The following is a 19,118-nucleotide window of genomic DNA, read 5'->3' as shown; positions in this document are numbered from 1 at the left end:
TTTTAAAACTAAAGTTATTGTATTAGTTCAAAGCAAAAATAATTGAAGAAAGGGTTAATATTAACTAATGGTTAGTTAATAACGGACACGCAAAGCCTTATTTGCTAAAAAAAAGCCACTTTAAAGTGGCTTTTCTAATTTTATTGAGTTACTCCTGGAGGATATTTTTCCATTATTTTGGTAACAAACTCTTTAATACGTTCTTCCTTTTTTTCTAGGTTTCTACTTAAATAACCTGTTCCCATACCTTGCCAAATCAATTCTTTTTTGTTAGCATCAATTAAGTCTATAAATAAAGTGCCTTGTGTACTAGTTGTAACAGATGGCTGATTCCAGCCCCATCCCCAACCAGGTCCCCATCCGGGGCCCCATCCCCAAGCACCATAGCCCCAGGCGTTATTGTAAACATCAACACGCTGTTGAGATTTTGTGAATAGGCTAACTAACAAGTCGGGATTGTCTGATTTCGTGTAACCTTTAGCTAGTAATTCTGCTTCAATGGCTCTAAGAATTCGCCGTTTATCTAAGTCGCTAATTTCAGCTTTATCAATTCCTGTTTTAAAAAAAGCAAAAGTTTTGTAGTCTTCAAAACTTGCGTTTTTATCGTAATCTGCTGCAACCCTCACAGAGGAACAAGATGTAACCACAAATAGAATGGCTAATAGTGGTACGATTCTAAAAAATGTTTTCATAATGCAAAATTTTTAACGGTTATAGTAAATTTAAAAAAACAATTATTAACTGTGTTAGGTTTAGCATTCATTTTAACAAATAAAGCTTTTAGCAAATAATGGTTATTAAATTTAATAGCATCAAGAATCATACCAAGAGAATTACAAATAATTCTTTTTGTTAAATTTATTTTTACTTGTTTTTGCGTGAAGTAGAAAGGTTAAAACCATATGGGCAATGTCTGCAACCACTTTCACAACAATACCCTCTTTTTAAGTGGTATTGTTCTGTAAAACAGCGATAGCCTTCAGGAGTTAGGTAGTAATCGCCATCTTCTATTGGAATTATTTTTTTCATTTTAGCAAAGATAAAGTAAATTGGATTGATTTTTGAGTTACAAAAGGCAATGATTTTAATTTCAAAATATTTGGTGCCCAAAGGGTATTTAGGATTAACTTTATTTCCGTTTGTGTTTTTAAAAGCATCTTATTTAAAACTTAATAAAGTACTTATAAATCACGAAAAAATACATCTTCGCCAGCAACTAGAATTAGCAATAATACCATTTTACGTAATTTATATTTTAGAGTTTTTTGTACGACTACTCCAATACAAAAAATGGCATTTGGCATACAGAAATATTTCTTTTGAAAGAGAGGCTTTTAGTAAAGAGCATGATTTAGAATATTTAAAAAACAGATCTTTTTGGGCGTTTTTAAAGTATCTTCGCAAAAATGAATTTTAAGTTAGAAAATAGTATAAACCAGTCTGTTGTATTAAAACCAGATAGCGGGGTAGAACTTTGGGTAAAAAGAGATGACAAAATTCATTCTTTTGTCTCTGGCAATAAATACAGAAAGTTAAAATACAACCTTTTAAAAGCAAAATCATTAGGGCATAATACGCTTTTAACTTTTGGAGGAGCCTACTCTAATCATATAGCAGCTGTAGCTTATGCAGGTAAAATGTATAATTTTAAAACTATAGGTATTATTAGAGGTGATGAGTTAAAAAATAAAGTGGATAAAAATGAAACACTTCGTTTTGCTAAATCTAACGGTATGCAATTTGAATTTGTATCAAGAGCGTTATACCGAAAGAAAACAGATAAAATATTTTTAGAAAATTTAACGGCGTTTTTTGGCAATTTCTATTTAGTACCAGAAGGAGGAACCAATGAATTGGCTGTAAAAGGTTGTGAAGAAATTTTAACCAATGAAGATGCGTGTTTTAACTATGTTTGTTCTGCGGTAGGAACAGGCGGAACCATTTCCGGACTTATAAATTGTTCAAAACCTAGTCAACAAGTTTTAGGCTTTCCAGCATTAAAAGGTGACTTTTTAAAAGAAGATATTAGTAAATTTGTAACGAAAACAAATTGGAATTTAATTACCAATTACCATTTTGGGGGGTATGCAAAAATAAATTCAGAATTAATAAAGTTTATAAATAACTTTAAAATTCAGAATAACATTCCTCTAGATCCTGTTTATACAGGAAAAATGATGTTTGGTATTATTGATTTAATTAACAAAGGGTTTTTTAAAAAAGGAACAAAAATTTTAGCAATTCATACGGGTGGTTTGCAAGGAATTGACGGAATGAATTCAGTTTTAAAAAAGAAAAATTTACCATTATTAAATAAATGAAGAGAGTATTAATTATATTATGTTTAGGTTGTTTTGTTTTTAGTTGTAAAACTAGAAAGATAGAAAGTACTAAACCAGAAAAGCCTAAAACAGAAGTAGTTGTAAAAGCAGAAGAGAAACCAGTAGAGGTAGCTAAACCTAAAAAGGTATATGCCAATGATACCGAAAAATATATTGACACATACAAAGCCATTGCTCAAAATGAAATGCAATTGTATAATATACCGGCAAGTATTACTCTAGCTCAAGGTATATTAGAGTCTGGTTCAGGAAAAGGTAGATTATCTATTAAAGCAAATAATCATTTCGGAATTAAATGCCACGATTGGACAGGGGCAAAAATTTATCATGATGATGATAAAAAAGGCGAATGTTTTAGAAAATATAAAGATGCCAAATATTCGTTTAGAGATCATTCTTTGTTCTTAGCAGATAGAAAACGATACGCTGGTTTATTTAAACTTAAAAAAAATGATTATAAAGCATGGGCAAAAGGCTTAAGAGCTGCTGGTTATGCTACAGATAGAAAGTATCCGCAAAAGCTAATCTCATTAATAGAACGCTATAAATTATATGAATATGACAGGGAAGTTTTAGGTGATGACTATAAGCCAATAGAAACACCAAATGAGGTGCCAGAAACCTATGTGGTTGTTAAAGGAGATACGCTTTACTCCATTTCAAAAAGATATAATATTCCAGTAAAAGAACTTCAAAAAATAAATGGTATAAACGGAACCACCTTAAGTATAGGGCAGGTTTTACAAGTAGAACCATCTTTAGAAAACTAATATTTAATGATTTACCAAAGAAGCAGTGCTTTGTTTACCGAAGCAGAAAAAGTTATTCCAGGAGGTGTAAATTCGCCAGTAAGAGCTTTTAAAGGAGTAGGTGGAACTCCCATTTTTGTTAAAGAAGCCAAAGGTGCTTATTTATATGATGAAGACGGAAACCAATTGATAGATTATATCAATTCATGGGGTCCTATGATTTTAGGGCATGCCTATAAACCAGTGGTTGATGCCGTAATTAATAAGGCTAAAAAAGGAACATCTTTTGGAATGCCCACAGAAATTGAAACTAAAATAGCCGAATTAGCAGTTTCAATGGTGCCCAATATTGATAAAATTAGGTTTGTAAACTCTGGAACCGAAGCCTGTATGAGTGCTGTAAGGTTAGCAAGAGGTTATATAGGAAAAGATAAAGTTATCAAATTTGCAGGTTGCTATCATGGTCATAGTGATTCTTTTTTAATACAAGCGGGTAGTGGAGCTAGCACGTTTGGTACACCAAATAGCCCAGGTGTAACACAAGGTACTGCTAAAGATACTTTACTAGCAAAGTATAATGATATTGATAATGTTAAATCACTTATTGAAGCTAATAAAGATGAGATAGCTTGTATTATTATTGAACCCGTGGCGGGTAATATGGGTTGTATTCCACCTAAAAAAGGATTTTTGAAGGCCCTTAGAGAAGTTTGCGATGCTCATAATATTTTGCTAATTTTTGATGAGGTAATGACAGGGTTTAGACTGTCAAAAGGAGGTGCTCAAGAGCGTTTTAATATTAAAGCAGATATTGTTTGCTTTGGTAAAGTTATTGGTGGTGGCTTACCTGTAGGAGCCTTTGCTGCTAGAAATGAAATTATGAATTATTTAGCACCTTTAGGACCAGTTTATCAAGCTGGAACTTTAAGTGGAAATCCACTAGCTATGGCTGCTGGTTTAGCCATGTTAAAAGAGCTGAATAATGATGCTGATATTTTTAATAGATTAGAAGAAAAAACGAAATATTTACATGAAGGAATTAACAAAGTTTTAAAAGCAAATAACGTTGTTCACACTATAAATAGAGTTGGTTCTATGATTTCTGTTCATTTTTATGAAGATGCGGTAGTAGATTTTGATTCGGCAGCTAAAGGAAACAATAATACTTTTAAAAAGTTTTTCCACGGATTGCTTAATGAAGGTATTTATATTGCCCCAAGTGCCTTTGAAACCTGGTTTATTACAGATGCGTTAACTTATAAAGATTTAGATTATACAATAAACGCTGTTAATAAAGTAGCTAAAGATTTATAAAATAAAAAAAAGGCAATTCAATATTCTGAATTGCCTTTTTTACTAACAAACTATAATCAATCAACAAACTAAATTTTACATTTTTTTTCGGCCTTCACCTTTCTTTTTGTCTTTGCCTCTTTTTGCCATTTTTGCTTGTGCTTCTTCCCATTTGGCATATTGATCTTCATTTAAAATCTTTTTCATTTTAGCTTTCATTTCAATTTGCTTGTCTAGTCTAGCATTAGCCATTTTTACACGCTCTTCTTTGGTAGGCTTTTTTAATTCACCACTTTCTTTTTGGGCTTTACGTTCTTCCATCATTGCTTTTCTTTCAATAGCGTTAGCTAATAAAATTTCTTTAACTTGTGCTTGTTGCTTTTCAGTTAAATCTAAATGAAGGGTCAATTTTTTTGTTTGTAAAGTAGCGGCTTCTTCTGGAGTAAGGTTCATCATTTGTTTTCCTCTATCTCCTCGGTTTCCTCGATCTTTTCTGTTTTCTTGAGCAAAAGCTTGAATAGAAATAAAAGCTAAGGCAATTAATATTATTTTTTTCATTTTACTAAAATTTAAAAGTTTATTTGCCTTTTTGACTTTAGTAGATAAGAAAGGTTTAATTGAATGTTGTTTTTAACTTGAAATTAACAATCTAAATTTGAGGAAATTAAAAGAAGAATATTTTCAAATTACTTAAAAACAGGGATTTTTAAATGAATTCCTGTTTGAAAATCTGGGGCATTATTAATTACAAAATCTTCTTTAAAAAACAAGCTTAGTTTGTATTTTGAATGACCATAATTATAAATGAAAGACCAAGTTGATAATGTATTATAAAGTGTAGCAACACCATTATGCCAACCACCATTTATTTCCTTCCACTTACCTCTAAGGCTGTAATAGCCAGCTTCTTCTTTTTTATTATATCTAGTTTGTAGTTGAAAATTAATGCCAAAGGAGTTATAGTGTCCCTTTTTGGTAAATTTGGTAATTTCTGTGTTTCCTTCAAATGTTCCTAAGTATGGATTATTTCCTAAATCTATTGCATCATCGCTAAACTTAATTAAGTTTTTACGTAGTACATTTATACCAAGACCAAAGTTTAATTGATATTTGTTTTTTAAAGGTAAACGTTTAATCAAATTAGCAGAAATACCTAAATCTAAAGAAGGATTATATTTTGATGTGTTTATGCCTAAGTGGCTTCCAAAATTAAGGTAAATATTGTTTTTTTCGTTTATTGAAAGTTTGGGATAGTAGTAATGTGAAAACTCTATACCACCAATAAAGAAATCGTTATTTTCAAACTTTAGTGTATTTCCATTGCGGTCTAAATATTCAAAATTAACTTTATTTAATCCGTAATATCTTCTTCCAAACGGATCTTCACCACCAGCAATATTACTATGAAACCACTCTATAGTTTCGTCATTTGTGAAAATTGAAAATGGATATTTTCCTTTTGTTATTAAATAAGAACGTAGTGTAATACCTATTTCTTGTCTTTTGGTTATAGGAATATTTAAGGTTGCTCTAAATTCTTTAATAACAGCATCAACAACAATATTCATGTAATCTGCAGGTGTAGTTTCTTGGTCTATAAAATAGAAATTTCTATGGTACCAAATTACGTTACTTAATTGCTCCCTTATTTCGGGGTCTTTAGGGAAATAAGATTCTACATACGGATGAAAAGTATTGCCACTTGTATAATTAAAAGAGAACGTTTTGTTATTTGATGGTTTAAGTTTAAAATTACTATTTATTCTAGAATTGAAGATGCCAAAGTGATGTGTTGCTAAAAGCGAAGGATTATCTATACCATTTTTAATAGACAAGCTATCTTGTTTTTGACCAAACAATGTAGTTGTAAATGTTGCTAAAATGATAAAGATAGCTTTTTTAAACATTGAGTAAATATAGAATAATTATAGCCACAGATATTTTTTTTTGGAGTAAAAATGAAGTTAAAAGAACAAGAATTTCTTAAAATATTTATAAAATTTAAGTTTAGCTGTTAAACCTTTCTAAATATGTATGGCAATATGGTTTTTTTGTCGTCAATTTGTATCATAATTTGATTTTCATAGAGAAGAGAACTCTATATATTTTGATTTTGTGAGAAGAATTAAAATGGGTTCAAATCATATTTAGTTAGTTAGTTAGTTTAGTTGAAAAAAACCAGTAGTTATTTTATAAGGCTACTGGTTTTTTTTCTTTATTATTATATAACTAAAATTTAAATAACCTCTACAAATAACCCTTCTTCTGTTTTTTCTACTTTTGCTAATTTATTTTTGGTAAGTTCTTTAATAGACTTATCCCATTTTTTATTTGATAAACCAGATTGTGATTTTAATTCTGCTAAAGGTAATTTTTCAACCTTCTTTATAATATCAAAAATTGCTTTTGCCTCATCAGTAAGGGCTACTTGCTTTTTCTCTGGGCGCATTTGGGGGAAGAACAATACTTCTTGAATAGATTCATTATTTGTTAAGAACATAATAAGTCTATCCATACCAATACCCATTCCAGAGGTTGGAGGCATACCATATTCTAAGGCACGTAAAAAGTCAAAATCTATAAACTCTGTAGCTTCATCATCACCTTTTTCGGCTAATTTTAATTGGTGCTCAAAACGCTCACGTTGGTCTATGGGGTCATTTAATTCAGAGTAGGCATTGGCTATTTCTTTACCGCAAACCATGAGTTCAAAACGTTCTGTTAATTCAGGATTATCTCTGTGCTCTTTACACAGTGGACTCATTTCTTTTGGGTAGTCTGTAATAAAGGTTGGTTGTATGTAGTTGCCTTCACATTTTTCGCCAAAAATCTCATCAATCAATTTGCCTTTACCCATGGTTTCATCAACCTCAATACCCATATTAATAGCAGCTTTTCTAATCTCATCTTCGGTTTTACCTGTAATATCAAAACCAGTAAAATGTTTAATAGCATCTGTCATGCTAACTCTGGCGTAAGGCGCTTTAAAATCTACCTCATGTTCACCAAAAGTGGCTTTTGTAGTTCCGTTTACTGCTATTGCACAGTGTTCTAAAAGACGCTCACAGAAATCCATCATCCAGTTGTAATCTTTGTATGAAACGTAAATTTCCATAGCTGTAAATTCTGGATTGTGAGTTCTGTCCATACCTTCGTTTCTAAAGTTTTTAGAAAACTCATAAACTCCATCAAAACCACCAACAATTAAGCGTTTTAAGTATAACTCATTAGCAATACGCATGTATAAAGGCACATCTAACGCATTGTGATGTGTAATGAAAGGTCTTGCCGCAGCACCTCCAGGAATTGGTTGTAAAACAGGGGTTTCGACTTCAAAATAACCAGCATTGTTAAAGAACTCACGCATAGCGTTGAAAAGCTTAGTGCGTTTAACAAACACCTCTTTAACATGAGGGTTTACAACTAAATCTGCATAGCGTTGTCTGTAACGTTGTTCTGGATCAGTAAAGGCATCATAAACTACACCATCTTTTTCTTTTGGTAAAGGTAATGGTTTTAAAGATTTGCTTAAAAGCGTAAAGTCTTTAACTCTAACACTTTTTTCGCCTACTTTAGTGGTAAAAAGCTCACCTTCTATACCTACAAAATCACCAAAATCAATTAGTTTTTTAAAAACGTCGTTGTATTTGGTTTTGTCTTCACCTGTACAAATTTCGTCTCTGTTAAAATACACTTGTATCTTTCCTTCGGCATCTTGTAACTGAGCAAAACTAGCTTTTCCCTGCACTTTAATCATCATTAACCTTCCAGCAATAATAACTTTTTTGCCCTCTTCAAAATTGTTTTTTATTTGTTTAGAGTTGTGGTTTACTGGATATAAATTTGCAGGATACGGATTAATACCTAACTCACGTAATTTTCCTAATTTTTCTCTTCTTACAAGTTCTTGCTCTGATAATTGCATGTTACTTTATTTTAAAAGCTTACCATTTTGGTAAGTGGGTGCAAAATTACATTATTTAACCCAAGAATAAAATAAAGACCTCTAAGGATTATTAATAATCTTTAGAGGCCTTTTAATAACTTACATATTGTATTAGTTTGCAGCTACAACTACACCTTTTATTTTTAGTGTTTTTTGTGTTTCTTTGGAGTTTGATATTACCGTAATAGTTTTGGTAAAATTCCCTAGTTTTTTAGTGTTGTAATTAATTTTAATTTTGCCAATATCTCCAGGAAGAATAGGTGTTTTAGAGTAAGAAGGTACCGTACAACCACAGCTTGTTTTTACTTCAGAAATAATTATAGGTACATCACCTGTGTTTGTAAATGTAAAAGTTTTTAAACCACTAGCGCCTTGTTGAATTGTGCCGTAATCAATAATTTCAGATTCAAATTCAATACTAGCCACATTTTCTAATTTTACTAAATTTTGAGCTTGTGATTGATTAGTAATTCCTATATATAATAGGATTAATAAAGTGCTTACTGTTTGTTTCATAATTAAAATATTTTTTTGATTAATATGAAAACAAACCTATAGCAAATACTTTGGGATTAATATTTAAATGAGGTTGAAATTGGTACTAGTACCTGGTTTGAATTTTTTAACTATCTGTTAAATAGGTTTTTAACATCTTCTCTGGAGTTTACGTTTAGTTTTTTATAGATGTTGTTAACATGTGTCTTAACTGTACTAATGCTTACAAAAAGGGTGTCTGCAATTTCTTTGTTACTGTATTCTTTTAAAATTAATTCAAGTACATTCTGCTCTTGTTTGGTAAGTTGCTCTTTAGCTTGAGAATGAAGTTTTTTCTTTTGTGCTCTATATTTTGAAAGGTACCATAAATTGATGCTTAGAGAAATTATAAGCAAACTAGTAATTAAATATGTCCAATTAAATGTAGAGGATTTTCGGCTAGGGTTTGCAATAAATCTATCAGAAGAGATTTCAGCTTCGTATTGTTTGGTGTATTTTGAATAAGGGTATTCATTGTTAAGTCTTTCTAGCAAATGATCATAATATGAATTGGTTTGTAAATCTTCCAAATAAAAATTATGAAACGGACTGCCTCTCTCTGATAGAAATGCATAAATATACAACTCGGCAAGTGGTTCGTTTAATTGCTCGCCGTAATCTTGAAGTGTTTTAAACCATTTTTTGTTATTAAGGTCTCTATTAGCCTTACTTCTAAATTCGGAATAAGCAAATTTCATTTCTTCCTTTAGGGAGTCAATCTTTATAAAAGCAGCAGCTTTTGGGTTTGTAGATTTAATATCACAAAACATTTGAGTATCGAATGATAAAGGAAAATGTATAGTATCTGTGTGTTGTGCAATGAATAAAATGTCCTTGCTATCAAAGCAATGTCCGTCAAAATGATTGCCATCAATTTCGTTACTGTCACAGTTATCCACGTGTAATTTATAAATACAGGGATGAGGTTCTAGTTGGTTTCCTGAAAATTGAAAAAAACCATTGCTGTTTACCGTTGTTTTAGATATAATTTGTTCGTTATCAATATTTTCTAAAGTTCTATAATCTTCAATAATCGATAAATATACATCTCCCTGCCATCGCTCTGTATCTACATAACCACTAAAATAATACTGAGCAAAACAGCAGTGACTAATACAAACAAATAGTGAAATTGATGTTAAGAATTTCATTGTACTAAACTACTATATTTTCTGATAAATTAAAATGTAACAAGAATATTAAATTGACGACAAACCAATACATCAATCGAATAAATAAATTAAAAATGAGTTTTTGGAGAGTTTTACTGTCTATTATTTGTCCGCCTTTAGCTGTATTAGATAAAGGTTGTGGGTCTATTATTATTGTGTTTTTATTATGGCTTTGTGGTTGGGTTCCTGGAGTTATTGCTGCCTTAGTAATTTTAAATAATCCTAATAGATAAATTTAAAAATATTGTAATTTTGCAGTCTATGAATAAGACAGTAGAACTGCAAGATTTAGGATATAAAGACTACAAACAAACTTGGGATTACCAAGAGCAGTTGTTTAAGGGTATTGTTGATGCCAAAATTAAAAATAGAAGAGAAGGGACTAATTTAAAAACTAGCAACTACTTTCTGTTTGTTGAGCATCCGCATGTATATACATTGGGTAAAAGTGGAGATTTATCAAACCTACTTTTAAGTGAAGAGCAGCTAGCAGAAAAAGGTGCTACATTTTATAAAATTAATCGCGGTGGAGATATAACCTATCACGGTCCAGGACAAATTGTAGGCTACCCTATACTAGATTTAGAAAACTTTTTTACTGATATTCATAAATACCTGCGTTTACTTGAAGAAATGATAATTTTAACCTTAGCAGAATACGGTTTAAAAGCGGAACGAAGTGAAGGGGAAACAGGTGTATGGTTAGATGTAGGGACACCGTTTGCGCGAAAAATTTGTGCAATGGGGGTTAGGGCAAGCCGTTGGGTAACTATGCATGGTTTTGCGCTTAATGTTAATGCAGATTTAGGATATTTTGACAATATAATTCCTTGTGGCATACGTGGAAAAGCAGTAACGAGTTTAAATGTTGAGTTAGGTAAAAAAACGGTTAATGAAGCCGAAGTAAAGCAAAAGTTGATAAAACATTTTACTGCGCTATTTGAAGCAGAATTTATTTAGTTCCTGTAGGTTTTTAAGATGATTTTGTTTTAATTTATATTATATGCTTGATTGTAAGTTGTTAAAAACCAGGCGAATAAATAAAATTAATACTTTTCTGGTATAAATGTTTGATAATTTATGGGAGGTCGAACGTAACTTTTATAATCTGGTAATTCAGGAAGTTCAACGGGTTTAATATCCATTTTTTTATAGGGAATCTTACTTAAAACATGGCTTATGCAATTTAAGCGAGCACGTTTTTTATTATCTGAATTTACTACATACCACGGTACTTGTTTCGTATCGGTATGAGCAAACATGTCATCTTTAGCTTTAGAATATTCTAACCATCTGGAGCGAGATTCTAAATCCATAGGGCTAAATTTCCAACGTTTTAATGGGTTGTTTATACGGTTTTTAAAACGTTTTTCTTGTTCTTCATCGCTTACTGAAAACCAATATTTTAAAAGAATAATACCCGAACGAACCAACATACGTTCAAACTCAGGGCAGGAACGTAAAAACTCTTCATATTCATCTTGGGTGCAAAAGCCCATAACTTTTTCAACTCCAGCTCTATTATACCAACTTCTATCAAATAAAACTATTTGTCCTGCATGAGGTAAATACTCAACATAGCGCTGAAAATACCACTGTGTTTTTTCTTTTTCGGTTGGAACGCCTAAGGCTACAACTTTACAAATACGAGGGTTTAAAGGTTCTGTAAACCGTTTTATGGTGCCGCCTTTACCAGAAGCATCGCGTCCTTCAAAAATGATGACTACTTTTAAACCTTGGTTTTTAACCCATTCTTGTAGATGAACTAGTTCTGTATGAAGTTTTTTTAATGCTGTTTCGTAATCTTTGGTTGAAATAGTTTTTGACATAAATAAGAGTTAGTTATTACTCTCAAATTTAATAATTTAATTGTAGGTTAATTTTCAGCATTAAAAAAAACTTTATAAAAGTGCATTTTCTTTTCTTCGTCATAGCCACGTTCAAGATATTCGGTAGAAGCATCAGGAGCATCAATATCTAGTTTAATTTGAATGTTGGTGTCTAGTTTTATATCGGTTTTTATTTTCTTTTTTTCTTTGTTTACAACAGCTTCAGCAATATCAAACTGATTTCTAATAATTAGGTTTTGTTCGCCTTCAAACTCTTTTTTATAATTATCAAATTCAAGTTTGTGTTTATCTTCTTCAAAAATTTCGTCTTTAAAGCGTTCTACATTAACTACTTCGTTTTCTTTAAAAAAGTCGATAGTTTTGGCTAAAAACGTATTTTGTTCCTGGGCACCATAAGTAGTTTTTATTATTTCTGATGAAAAATCTTTACACAATTCAATATACTGCTGGGTGTGGCTATTGGCATCATCGGCATATTTAATATTTAAAAAATGGTTAATCCAATATTGTGCATCGTAATTGTTATTATCTACACTAAAAATAATATTGCCTTCAGCATCGGTTTGATTTAAAATTAGGCAACCTTTATCAACTTTTTTAGAGTTTATTCCTTTTTGTACTAAGACATCATAACTATTATTTTCTAAAAATGTTTGAAAGAAATTAACCTTATTTTCAATTTTAAAAATTCCCAGAGCGTTGGTAGTTATATCATTAAATTCTATACCCTCAAAAAGGGCTACTAGTACATCGCCTGTTTTTATATTTGCTGAGTTTGATTGTTCATATAGGTGCATTACAATATGCTTTGAAACTTCAACAAAGGCTTCTTCATTATTAAAAATTTGAGAGCTATAATTATTAATTTCGTTTAAACTTATATTGGCATGATGGTTAAACCTATAGGTTTGTACTGCACTACTAAAGGGTCTTAACAAAAAAGGTAACATGAGGTCATAACTGGCTTCATCAAATTCAACAGTTTTTTCTGAAAATGCATTTTTAGTATCGTTATGTTTGTTACCTACTTTATGGATGATAAATTTTGAAATGGAGGCGTTTTTTCTTGAAATCATAGTTTAAATTTAAGATTACAATAGTAATAATTTTAAGAAGAGAAAACCATAAAAAATAGCGCCAAAGTATAAAACTTTGGCGCCTAAGATTTGAGGACTTCGGGTAATAGTAGTATTACCGTAATTTAATTTTTTATACCTTGAATAAACAAATTGAAATAAGAGAGGGGTGGAGTGTCATTGTATGTGTATGATTAATAGCTGGCTTAAAGATAAAAATTAGTTTCTTAACAGCAAATAATTTCGGACAATTTGATTTTTTTTACTAAAGCTAGTTGATTTGATATAAAATTATTGAGTTGCTGTCTCCTTTAGTTACAAGTTCTAGGTTTCTGTCTTTATCTATATTGTCTAATTGAATTAAAGAGTTTCCATAAACCGGGAAGTTGGGTATTAATTTAGATAAACTATCAAAAAGATATACCTTATGAGATTGTTTATCTGTAACCGTTACATAAATTTTATCGTTTATATAGAAAATTTCGGGTTTAGAGTAATTACCAAAATCTAGTTCTGTGGTTTTGCTTTTTATGGTTAGTTTGTTCTCGTTTAATGCTACTAGTGTTTTACTTGTAGTAGTTAAATAGTGGTTCTTGGTGAATCCTAAATTTTTTAATGATACGTTTCCATTTGTACTTGCAGAATATAAATTACCATCGTTTGTGGTGGTGGTAAATTGATTGTTATACAAGAAAATAGGTTGATTTGAAAATAAAGCGTTTGTTTTAGGTTTTACACGTGTGCGTCCGGTTCTATCTAAAATGTATAATTTGTTTTCTGTTTTAAAAGTTAAATAATCTTTGCTGCCAATTCTAAAATGTTTTGGCTGAGAAATAATATTGTTATTAGCAGATTTAAATGTAAAGCCTTCAACAATTTTAGATTGTACATTGTACATTAAAAGGTTTTTGCCTTGTGTAATAAGTAGCCTGTAATTCTTTTTATTGTCATAATCAAAAACAGACAGAGGTTGGGTTATTTTGTCATTAAATTTACGCGGAAATGGAGCTACATCTCTACCTTTTCTGTCAATTATATAAACTCTATTAGGGGTTGCAAAACAGAGTTGTAACCTGCCATTTTTATAAATATCTATTTGGTTAATTTTCCCTAAAACTGGGCCGTGTAGTTTCTTTTTCCAAAGAATTTTTCCTTTGTTAGAAATTAAATATAGATTGTTGTTAACGTCTTGAACCACAATTTCTTTTTGCTTGGTAATATGGTTAGTAACAAATTGTGGATTGTTTAAAATATCGGCATCAAGTTTAATATTCCATTCTTCTGACACAGAGTTTAAAGAAGCTCTTGTTTTGCTCTTTTTTATCACACCGTTTACGTGGGCAAAATTATTATCGTAAATAAATTGTAGAGCAGAAGTGTGGTATTTATCCAAATTATAATCTAGCGTTTCTTCTAAATTAATATTAATAATTTTATTTAAGGTTGAAGGGGTGTAAACACATAAAAGTGAGGACTCATCACTTAAATTTTCTTTTATGTTTTTATAATAGCTACGTTCACTAAACGTAGTTTTGTTTTGGTAATTGGCTATAATGGTTTGTAGAAACTCTTTAGAATCTGCAAACACAAAAAAGTTATCTATTACACAATACACATTAGCGTTATTGAATGATATAAAAGGAGTGAAAGTTTTTGAGAAAATTAATGGAGAGTCAAAATCATAAATATTAATTTCTCTATAAGTATCAATAATGTTTCTGTTGCCAATAAGAGCATCTTTAGTAGCAATGTTGTCAATAGAATTTAAAACAATAGCTTGCTCTTTTCCTTTGTAAATAATACCTACTTCAATAATGTCATTAAATAAACTAGGACTTACGTAAGTAGAATCTTTTTGATTGTAGGTAATTAAATTAGATTCAAAAGATTTAAAATCATTAAAAGTAATGCTCATAAAACCATCACTGTTTGAAGGGGTTATAGTTGCCGTTAAGTTTTCTTGCGGAATGGTTTTGTTAAATAGGTTGATAATACTATTTAATGAGTCTGTTGCTTTTGTGATACCATTCAAAATAATTTCATTTTGGTTAGCATCAATATCTAAAGCAACGTAGTTAGTAAAGTTTTTAAACTTAAGGTTTTCTTCTAAAAAGAATTGCTTAATGAAGTTTGAATTTGGTTTAATAATAATAGAACATGTTTTGTTGTTGCCAGTTGTATTATATATTTTTTTAAGTTCTTGGTTTGTTTTAGAATCAGTAAAAACACCATCTAAAATGTTTTTAGAGGTAGATGCAAAAAATGTACTATCAACAATTGTACTAAATAAGGGTTGATTGTTTAAAACAGATTTTACAACAGTTTTATTTTTATAGTTTAAAGTTTCTTCTGTATAATTTTTTAATGAGTCAGTTTTAAATAAGTTAGGATGGTTTTTAGTTATAATAACATACTGTAAACTGTCATTTGAGTCTTTTGAAAAACATAATAACACATTGCCTAAGGGGTTTATAAGCGATGAGTTTTCTAGAGTTTTTTCTAAATTTTTATAAGTATTAGTTTTTGAAATTTTCTGTAAAACATCATTGTTAGAAATGGTGTTTTTAAGACTTTCAAAGTTTGAAGTTTTTATTATAATAGAACTTTGTTCTGGAACAAAATCAATAAGTTCTACACGTTTAGTTTTTAAGTTAGTACAGCTTTGAAGTGAAATTAAAAATAAGAGGGCTAAGAAATAGGGTTTCATTAACAAATTAATTTGCAGTAAAGATAATAACTTATAAATCTAATTTTAATTGTTCGGGTAATAATCTAAAAGACTTCCTGTGATATTTTGTTATACCATATTTTTTTATGGCTTCTCTGTGCTCTTTGGTAGGGTAGCCTTTATTTTGTTTCCAATTATACATGGGATACTCATCATGAATTTTGTTCATATAAAAATCTCTATGGGTTTTGGCTAAAATAGATGCGGCAGCAATACTTAAATATTTACCATCACCTTTTATAATAGTCTCAAAAGGAATATTTTTATAGGGTTTAAATTTGTTACCATCTACAATAATAAATTCAGGATTAACAGATAATTTTTCAATAGATTGATGCATGGCTAAAATTGAAGCATTTAAAATATTAATACTATCAATTTCTTTCTGAAAAATATGAGCAACACCAAAGCTTAAAGCGTTAGATTCTATTATAGGTTTTAAAAGTTCTCGTTTTTTTTCGCTTAATTGCTTCGAGTCGTTTAACACAGTATTCTTAAAATTTTTAGGTAAAATAACAGCAGCCGCAGTAACAGGGCCAGCAAGACAACCTCTGCCTGCCTCGTCTGTGCCACACTCAAATTCAAAATTAGAATGGTTAGCTAATAACATATTTTCAATTTAATTGTCAAATCTATAATAATATGTATAAATAATTATGCATGTATAATATGTTTAGGTGTTTTATATGGCTTATATAAAGATTGTTTAATAAAACATGTTAAAATTATTAAAAACATTAAAAAAATATAAAATTTAATGCTTTTTAATAAAAATTTAGTAATTTTAAAAAACCTGATAAAAAACAGTTTTTACTATGTTTTTTGTCTGTTTGTTTGTTTTTTAGTTTTAATATTTAGATGTTTGTGACTGACTAACTCAAAATAAATATTCTTGTTTAATATTTAAAATAAGGCCAACAACATGTTTGTTGGCTTTCTTTATTTAAAATAATTAGAGACTCTTTCCGTTCAAATAATTACTTTTGCTTGTTGAAAAAAAAATTATAAAATACAGTTAGAAAAATTTCGTTATAATCGAGTATGTCGTACATGTCAAATACCTTAACTATTAAAAGAAATAAAACCATTATAAAAACTGTTTTGGCATGTTTTTTTGTTTGTATTTTTAATGCAGCACATGCTCAAGGTAATCCAGAAGGAAACTCCAGACCTCCTAGAAAAGAACAAGATTCTGTTTCTAACACTAGAAATGCTAAAAAGGAACAAGAAAAAAAAGCCAATATAACAGAGTATCAAATTATTTCTGTAGAAAATGATACTACTTATGTAGATACAACCTTAACAATTAAAAAAGAATATAAATTTAACTACTTAAGAAAAGATAATTTTGGGTTAATGCCATTTGCTAATTTAGGGCAAACATATAATAGTTTAACCTACAATTTTCAAAATACCAATTTAATGCCAGGTTTTGGGGCTACAGCTAGACATTTTAATTATTGGGAAATAGAAGATATAAACTATTACAGAGTACCAACACCATTAACTGAACTGTTTTTTAAAACAGCTTTTGAGCAGGGGCAATTGGTAGACTCCTTTATAACCATTAATACATCACCTCAATTTAACTTTTCAATTGCATACAAAGGATTAAGGTCTTTAGGTAAATATCAAAACGCTTTAACCAGTACAGGTAACTTTAGGTTTACATCAAACTATCAATCAAAAGATAAAAGATATAATGCGCGCGGGCATATTGTAACCCAAGATTTAATGAATCAAGAAAATGGCGGATTAGAAGATACAAGCGTAACAAACTTCACAAATGGCGATGAAGAATTTATAGACCGTTCTATTTTAGAAGTAAACTTTGAAAACGCAGAAAGTATTTTAGTAGGTAAAAGGTTTCATTTAGAACATGATTATAAACTCATTCAAAAAGACTCCCTTTCAAAAAACGAAATTAAAATAGGCCATATAATGTCTTTTGAAGATAAGTACTTTCAGTACGATCAATCATCAAGTGAAACAAGTTTCTTCGGAGAATCTTTTGTAAGTTCAGATATTAAAGACAGAAACACACTAGAAAACTTTTACAATAAAGTATATTTAAACTACAGTAACAATTTAATAGGAGACCTACAATTCAATGTAAGTAACAATAATTACAACTACGGTTACAACAAAGTAATAGTTCTAGATAACACAACAATAACAAATCGTTTAAAAGGCAATGTATATTCTGTAGGCGGTAAATACAAAAAACAATACAAAGGTTTTGAGTTAGATGGAGAATTTGGCTTAAACGTAGCAGGAGATTTTGATGGTAATTTTATAAAAGCAAAAGCAACATTTAATCTAAACGAAGAAATTGCAGCATCAGCATCAATAAACCATAGCTCGCAGGCCCCAAAATATAATACGCTATTACACCAAAGTAGCTATAAAAATTACAATTGGCAAAACAGCTTTAATAATATAGAAACACAGCAACTAGCATTCAATCTAAAATATAAACAACTAGCAAATATCACAGTAGATCTTAACACAATAACAGACTATGTGTACTTCAAACAAGACAATAACATTACAGACACAGAGCAAGCAATAAAACCCTACCAAAACAATAGTACCATAACCTACTTAAGAGCCAAACTAGAAAACGAAATAAAATTCGGTAAATTTGCATTAAACAATACAATCCTATACCAAAACGTACAAGACAATAATAATACGCTTAACGTACCAGAACTAACAACCCGTAACACACTCTACTTTTCAAGTCATATGTTTAAAAAAGCCCTATTTATGCAAACAGGACTTACATTAAACTATTTTACAAAATACTATATGAACGCCTATAATCCTGTTTTAGCAGAATTCTATGTTCAAAATACCCAAAAATATGGAGACTTCCCACGTTTAGACTTTTTTATAAACGCAAAAATCCGTCAAACACGTCTCTTCCTAAAAGCAGAACACTTCAATTCATCATTTACAGGGTACAACTATTTTTCAGCACCCAATAACCCGTACAGAGACTTTATAGTACGCTTCGGTATTGTTTGGAATTTCTTTAAGTAACAATAATAGCGTTCCCCTTCGTTCCTTTGGGTCGGGCTTTCGGCAGTCGCTCCCTCCTTCGGTCGGGGAGCTTCAACAAATGCCTCAATCCCTAACGCACATATCACAAAAGCAAGTTCTATACATATAATCAAGTTCTATACATATAATAAAGTACCATTTGCATAACTTTCCATCAACAACAAATCAAAAGTCAGTAAATTTCTTAAAAAAATATTAGCTGTAAATAACTGATAATAAGTCAATAAAAAACAGACTAAAAAAAACCATAAAAAAAGATTAAAAAAGTCATTGCAAAAAGGAAAATAGGTAGTATGTTTGCACCCGCAAAACGAGGAAACAAATCTAAGTTAAGCGGATGTTCAGAATACGTAATGAGTTTT

The 19,118-nt window shown here is 30.2% G+C and carries 18 protein-coding genes; 7 read left to right on the top strand and 11 right to left on the bottom strand.

Annotation, left to right across the window (positions count from 1 at the left end):
- Positions 1–140: 140 nt before the first annotated feature.
- Together J1D01_RS07830 and J1D01_RS07825 are read right to left on the bottom strand one after the other, a co-directional pair.
- Positions 141–692: a DUF4136 domain-containing protein gene (locus tag J1D01_RS07830; RefSeq protein ID WP_421150424.1), complete on the bottom strand. Its 552-nt coding sequence runs from the start codon at positions 690–692 to the stop codon at positions 141–143.
- Positions 693–864: 172 nt separating this feature from the next.
- On the bottom strand, positions 865–1,029 hold the full coding sequence (locus J1D01_RS07825) for a DUF5522 domain-containing protein (RefSeq protein ID WP_421150423.1): 165 nt from the start codon (positions 1,027–1,029) through the stop codon (positions 865–867).
- A gap of 49 nt (positions 1,030–1,078) precedes the next feature.
- On the opposite strand from J1D01_RS07825, the gene J1D01_RS07820 reads away from it, so the two are divergent.
- From J1D01_RS07820 to hemL, 4 genes are read left to right on the top strand one after another with little or no spacing between them, the layout of a single operon-like run.
- Positions 1,079–1,417: a hypothetical protein gene (locus tag J1D01_RS07820; protein WP_421150422.1), complete on the top strand. Its 339-nt coding sequence runs from the start codon at positions 1,079–1,081 to the stop codon at positions 1,415–1,417.
- A complete protein-coding gene (locus J1D01_RS07815) occupies positions 1,407–2,321 on the top strand; it encodes a 1-aminocyclopropane-1-carboxylate deaminase/D-cysteine desulfhydrase (protein ID WP_421150421.1) in 915 nt (304 codons plus the stop codon). The genes J1D01_RS07820 and J1D01_RS07815 overlap by 11 nt, the downstream gene beginning before the upstream one ends.
- Positions 2,318–3,112 (top strand): glucosaminidase domain-containing protein, encoded by a 795-nt coding sequence (locus J1D01_RS07810; protein ID WP_372938332.1) that lies wholly within the window; start codon positions 2,318–2,320, stop codon positions 3,110–3,112. The genes J1D01_RS07815 and J1D01_RS07810 overlap by 4 nt, the downstream gene beginning before the upstream one ends.
- A gap of 6 nt (positions 3,113–3,118) precedes the next feature.
- Complete coding sequence (gene hemL, locus J1D01_RS07805; RefSeq protein ID WP_421150420.1) at positions 3,119–4,405, top strand: glutamate-1-semialdehyde 2,1-aminomutase; 1,287 nt, start codon at positions 3,119–3,121, stop codon at positions 4,403–4,405.
- A 75-nt stretch (positions 4,406–4,480) separates the two neighbouring features.
- Here the strand turns inward: hemL and J1D01_RS07800 are convergent, their stop codons facing one another.
- From J1D01_RS07800 to J1D01_RS07780, 5 genes are all read right to left on the bottom strand, one after another.
- Positions 4,481–4,942, bottom strand: a complete 462-nt coding sequence (locus tag J1D01_RS07800) for a hypothetical protein (RefSeq protein ID WP_421150419.1) — start codon at positions 4,940–4,942, stop codon at positions 4,481–4,483.
- A 128-nt stretch (positions 4,943–5,070) separates the two neighbouring features.
- Complete coding sequence (locus tag J1D01_RS07795; RefSeq protein WP_421150418.1) at positions 5,071–6,291, bottom strand: hypothetical protein; 1,221 nt, start codon at positions 6,289–6,291, stop codon at positions 5,071–5,073.
- 329 nt (positions 6,292–6,620) lie between these two features.
- Positions 6,621–8,309, bottom strand: coding sequence for a lysine--tRNA ligase (gene lysS, locus J1D01_RS07790; RefSeq protein ID WP_421150417.1), 1,689 nt, complete (start codon positions 8,307–8,309; stop codon positions 6,621–6,623).
- A 132-nt stretch (positions 8,310–8,441) separates the two neighbouring features.
- Positions 8,442–8,846 (bottom strand): DUF1573 domain-containing protein, encoded by a 405-nt coding sequence (locus tag J1D01_RS07785; RefSeq protein ID WP_421150416.1) that lies wholly within the window; start codon positions 8,844–8,846, stop codon positions 8,442–8,444.
- A 110-nt stretch (positions 8,847–8,956) separates the two neighbouring features.
- Positions 8,957–10,015 (bottom strand): helix-turn-helix domain-containing protein, encoded by a 1,059-nt coding sequence (locus J1D01_RS07780; RefSeq protein ID WP_421150415.1) that lies wholly within the window; start codon positions 10,013–10,015, stop codon positions 8,957–8,959.
- A gap of 95 nt (positions 10,016–10,110) precedes the next feature.
- Between J1D01_RS07780 and J1D01_RS07775 the strand changes: the two genes are divergently transcribed.
- Both J1D01_RS07775 and lipB read left to right on the top strand, forming a co-directional pair.
- Positions 10,111–10,269, top strand: coding sequence for a YqaE/Pmp3 family membrane protein (locus tag J1D01_RS07775; RefSeq protein ID WP_076699640.1), 159 nt, complete (start codon positions 10,111–10,113; stop codon positions 10,267–10,269).
- 28 nt (positions 10,270–10,297) lie between these two features.
- Positions 10,298–10,996, top strand: coding sequence for a lipoyl(octanoyl) transferase LipB (gene lipB, locus J1D01_RS07770; protein ID WP_372938538.1), 699 nt, complete (start codon positions 10,298–10,300; stop codon positions 10,994–10,996).
- A gap of 86 nt (positions 10,997–11,082) precedes the next feature.
- On the opposite strand, the gene ppk2 is transcribed toward lipB, so the two are convergent.
- The 4 genes from ppk2 to J1D01_RS07750 form a co-directional block, all read right to left on the bottom strand.
- Entirely contained in the window at positions 11,083–11,865 is a 783-nt protein-coding gene (gene ppk2 / locus J1D01_RS07765) for a polyphosphate kinase 2 (RefSeq protein WP_372938540.1), read from the bottom strand.
- Positions 11,866–11,912: 47 nt separating this feature from the next.
- Positions 11,913–12,962 (bottom strand): nucleoid-associated protein, encoded by a 1,050-nt coding sequence (locus J1D01_RS07760; RefSeq protein WP_421150414.1) that lies wholly within the window; start codon positions 12,960–12,962, stop codon positions 11,913–11,915.
- Positions 12,963–13,233: 271 nt separating this feature from the next.
- On the bottom strand, positions 13,234–15,669 hold the full coding sequence (locus J1D01_RS07755; protein WP_421150413.1) for a ribonuclease HII: 2,436 nt from the start codon (positions 15,667–15,669) through the stop codon (positions 13,234–13,236).
- A gap of 31 nt (positions 15,670–15,700) precedes the next feature.
- Positions 15,701–16,300 (bottom strand): ribonuclease HII, encoded by a 600-nt coding sequence (locus J1D01_RS07750; protein ID WP_421150412.1) that lies wholly within the window; start codon positions 16,298–16,300, stop codon positions 15,701–15,703.
- Positions 16,301–16,740: 440 nt separating this feature from the next.
- Here J1D01_RS07750 and J1D01_RS07745 point away from each other — a divergent pair, with 440 nt between their 5' ends.
- Positions 16,741–18,735 (top strand): putative porin, encoded by a 1,995-nt coding sequence (locus J1D01_RS07745; protein WP_421150411.1) that lies wholly within the window; start codon positions 16,741–16,743, stop codon positions 18,733–18,735.
- Positions 18,736–19,118 lie beyond the last annotated feature (383 nt).

The sequence above is a fragment of the Seonamhaeicola sp. NFXS20 genome (assembly GCF_049132085.1).
In the GTDB taxonomy this organism is placed as follows: Bacteria; Bacteroidota; Bacteroidia; order Flavobacteriales; family Flavobacteriaceae; genus Seonamhaeicola.
The sequence above is the reverse complement of the archived record's forward strand: the minus strand, read 5'-3'. Positions and strand labels throughout refer to the sequence as shown.

What these genes read in the sequence shown, in the direction of transcription:
- J1D01_RS07815 (WP_421150421.1), top strand. Translation starts at nt 1,407, where the DNA reads ATGAATTTTAAGTTAGAAAATAGTATAAACCAGTCTGTTGTATTAAAA.
- hemL (WP_421150420.1), top strand. Translation starts at nt 3,119, where the DNA reads ATGATTTACCAAAGAAGCAGTGCTTTGTTTACCGAAGCAGAAAAAGTT.
- J1D01_RS07750 (WP_421150412.1), bottom strand. Translation starts at nt 16,300, where the DNA reads ATGTTATTAGCTAACCATTCTAATTTTGAATTTGAGTGTGGCACAGAC.
- J1D01_RS07755 (WP_421150413.1), bottom strand. Translation starts at nt 15,669, where the DNA reads ATGAAACCCTATTTCTTAGCCCTCTTATTTTTAATTTCACTTCAAAGC.
- J1D01_RS07780 (WP_421150415.1), bottom strand. Translation starts at nt 10,015, where the DNA reads ATGAAATTCTTAACATCAATTTCACTATTTGTTTGTATTAGTCACTGC.
- J1D01_RS07820 (WP_421150422.1), top strand. Translation starts at nt 1,079, where the DNA reads ATGATTTTAATTTCAAAATATTTGGTGCCCAAAGGGTATTTAGGATTA.
- J1D01_RS07775 (WP_076699640.1), top strand. Translation starts at nt 10,111, where the DNA reads ATGAGTTTTTGGAGAGTTTTACTGTCTATTATTTGTCCGCCTTTAGCT.
- J1D01_RS07745 (WP_421150411.1), top strand. Translation starts at nt 16,741, where the DNA reads ATGTCAAATACCTTAACTATTAAAAGAAATAAAACCATTATAAAAACT.
- J1D01_RS07810 (WP_372938332.1), top strand. Translation starts at nt 2,318, where the DNA reads ATGAAGAGAGTATTAATTATATTATGTTTAGGTTGTTTTGTTTTTAGT.
- ppk2 (WP_372938540.1), bottom strand. Translation starts at nt 11,865, where the DNA reads ATGTCAAAAACTATTTCAACCAAAGATTACGAAACAGCATTAAAAAAA.
- J1D01_RS07760 (WP_421150414.1), bottom strand. Translation starts at nt 12,962, where the DNA reads ATGATTTCAAGAAAAAACGCCTCCATTTCAAAATTTATCATCCATAAA.
- J1D01_RS07800 (WP_421150419.1), bottom strand. Translation starts at nt 4,942, where the DNA reads ATGAAAAAAATAATATTAATTGCCTTAGCTTTTATTTCTATTCAAGCT.
- J1D01_RS07785 (WP_421150416.1), bottom strand. Translation starts at nt 8,846, where the DNA reads ATGAAACAAACAGTAAGCACTTTATTAATCCTATTATATATAGGAATT.
- J1D01_RS07825 (WP_421150423.1), bottom strand. Translation starts at nt 1,029, where the DNA reads ATGAAAAAAATAATTCCAATAGAAGATGGCGATTACTACCTAACTCCT.
- J1D01_RS07795 (WP_421150418.1), bottom strand. Translation starts at nt 6,291, where the DNA reads ATGTTTAAAAAAGCTATCTTTATCATTTTAGCAACATTTACAACTACA.
- lipB (WP_372938538.1), top strand. Translation starts at nt 10,298, where the DNA reads ATGAATAAGACAGTAGAACTGCAAGATTTAGGATATAAAGACTACAAA.
- J1D01_RS07830 (WP_421150424.1), bottom strand. Translation starts at nt 692, where the DNA reads ATGAAAACATTTTTTAGAATCGTACCACTATTAGCCATTCTATTTGTG.
- lysS (WP_421150417.1), bottom strand. Translation starts at nt 8,309, where the DNA reads ATGCAATTATCAGAGCAAGAACTTGTAAGAAGAGAAAAATTAGGAAAA.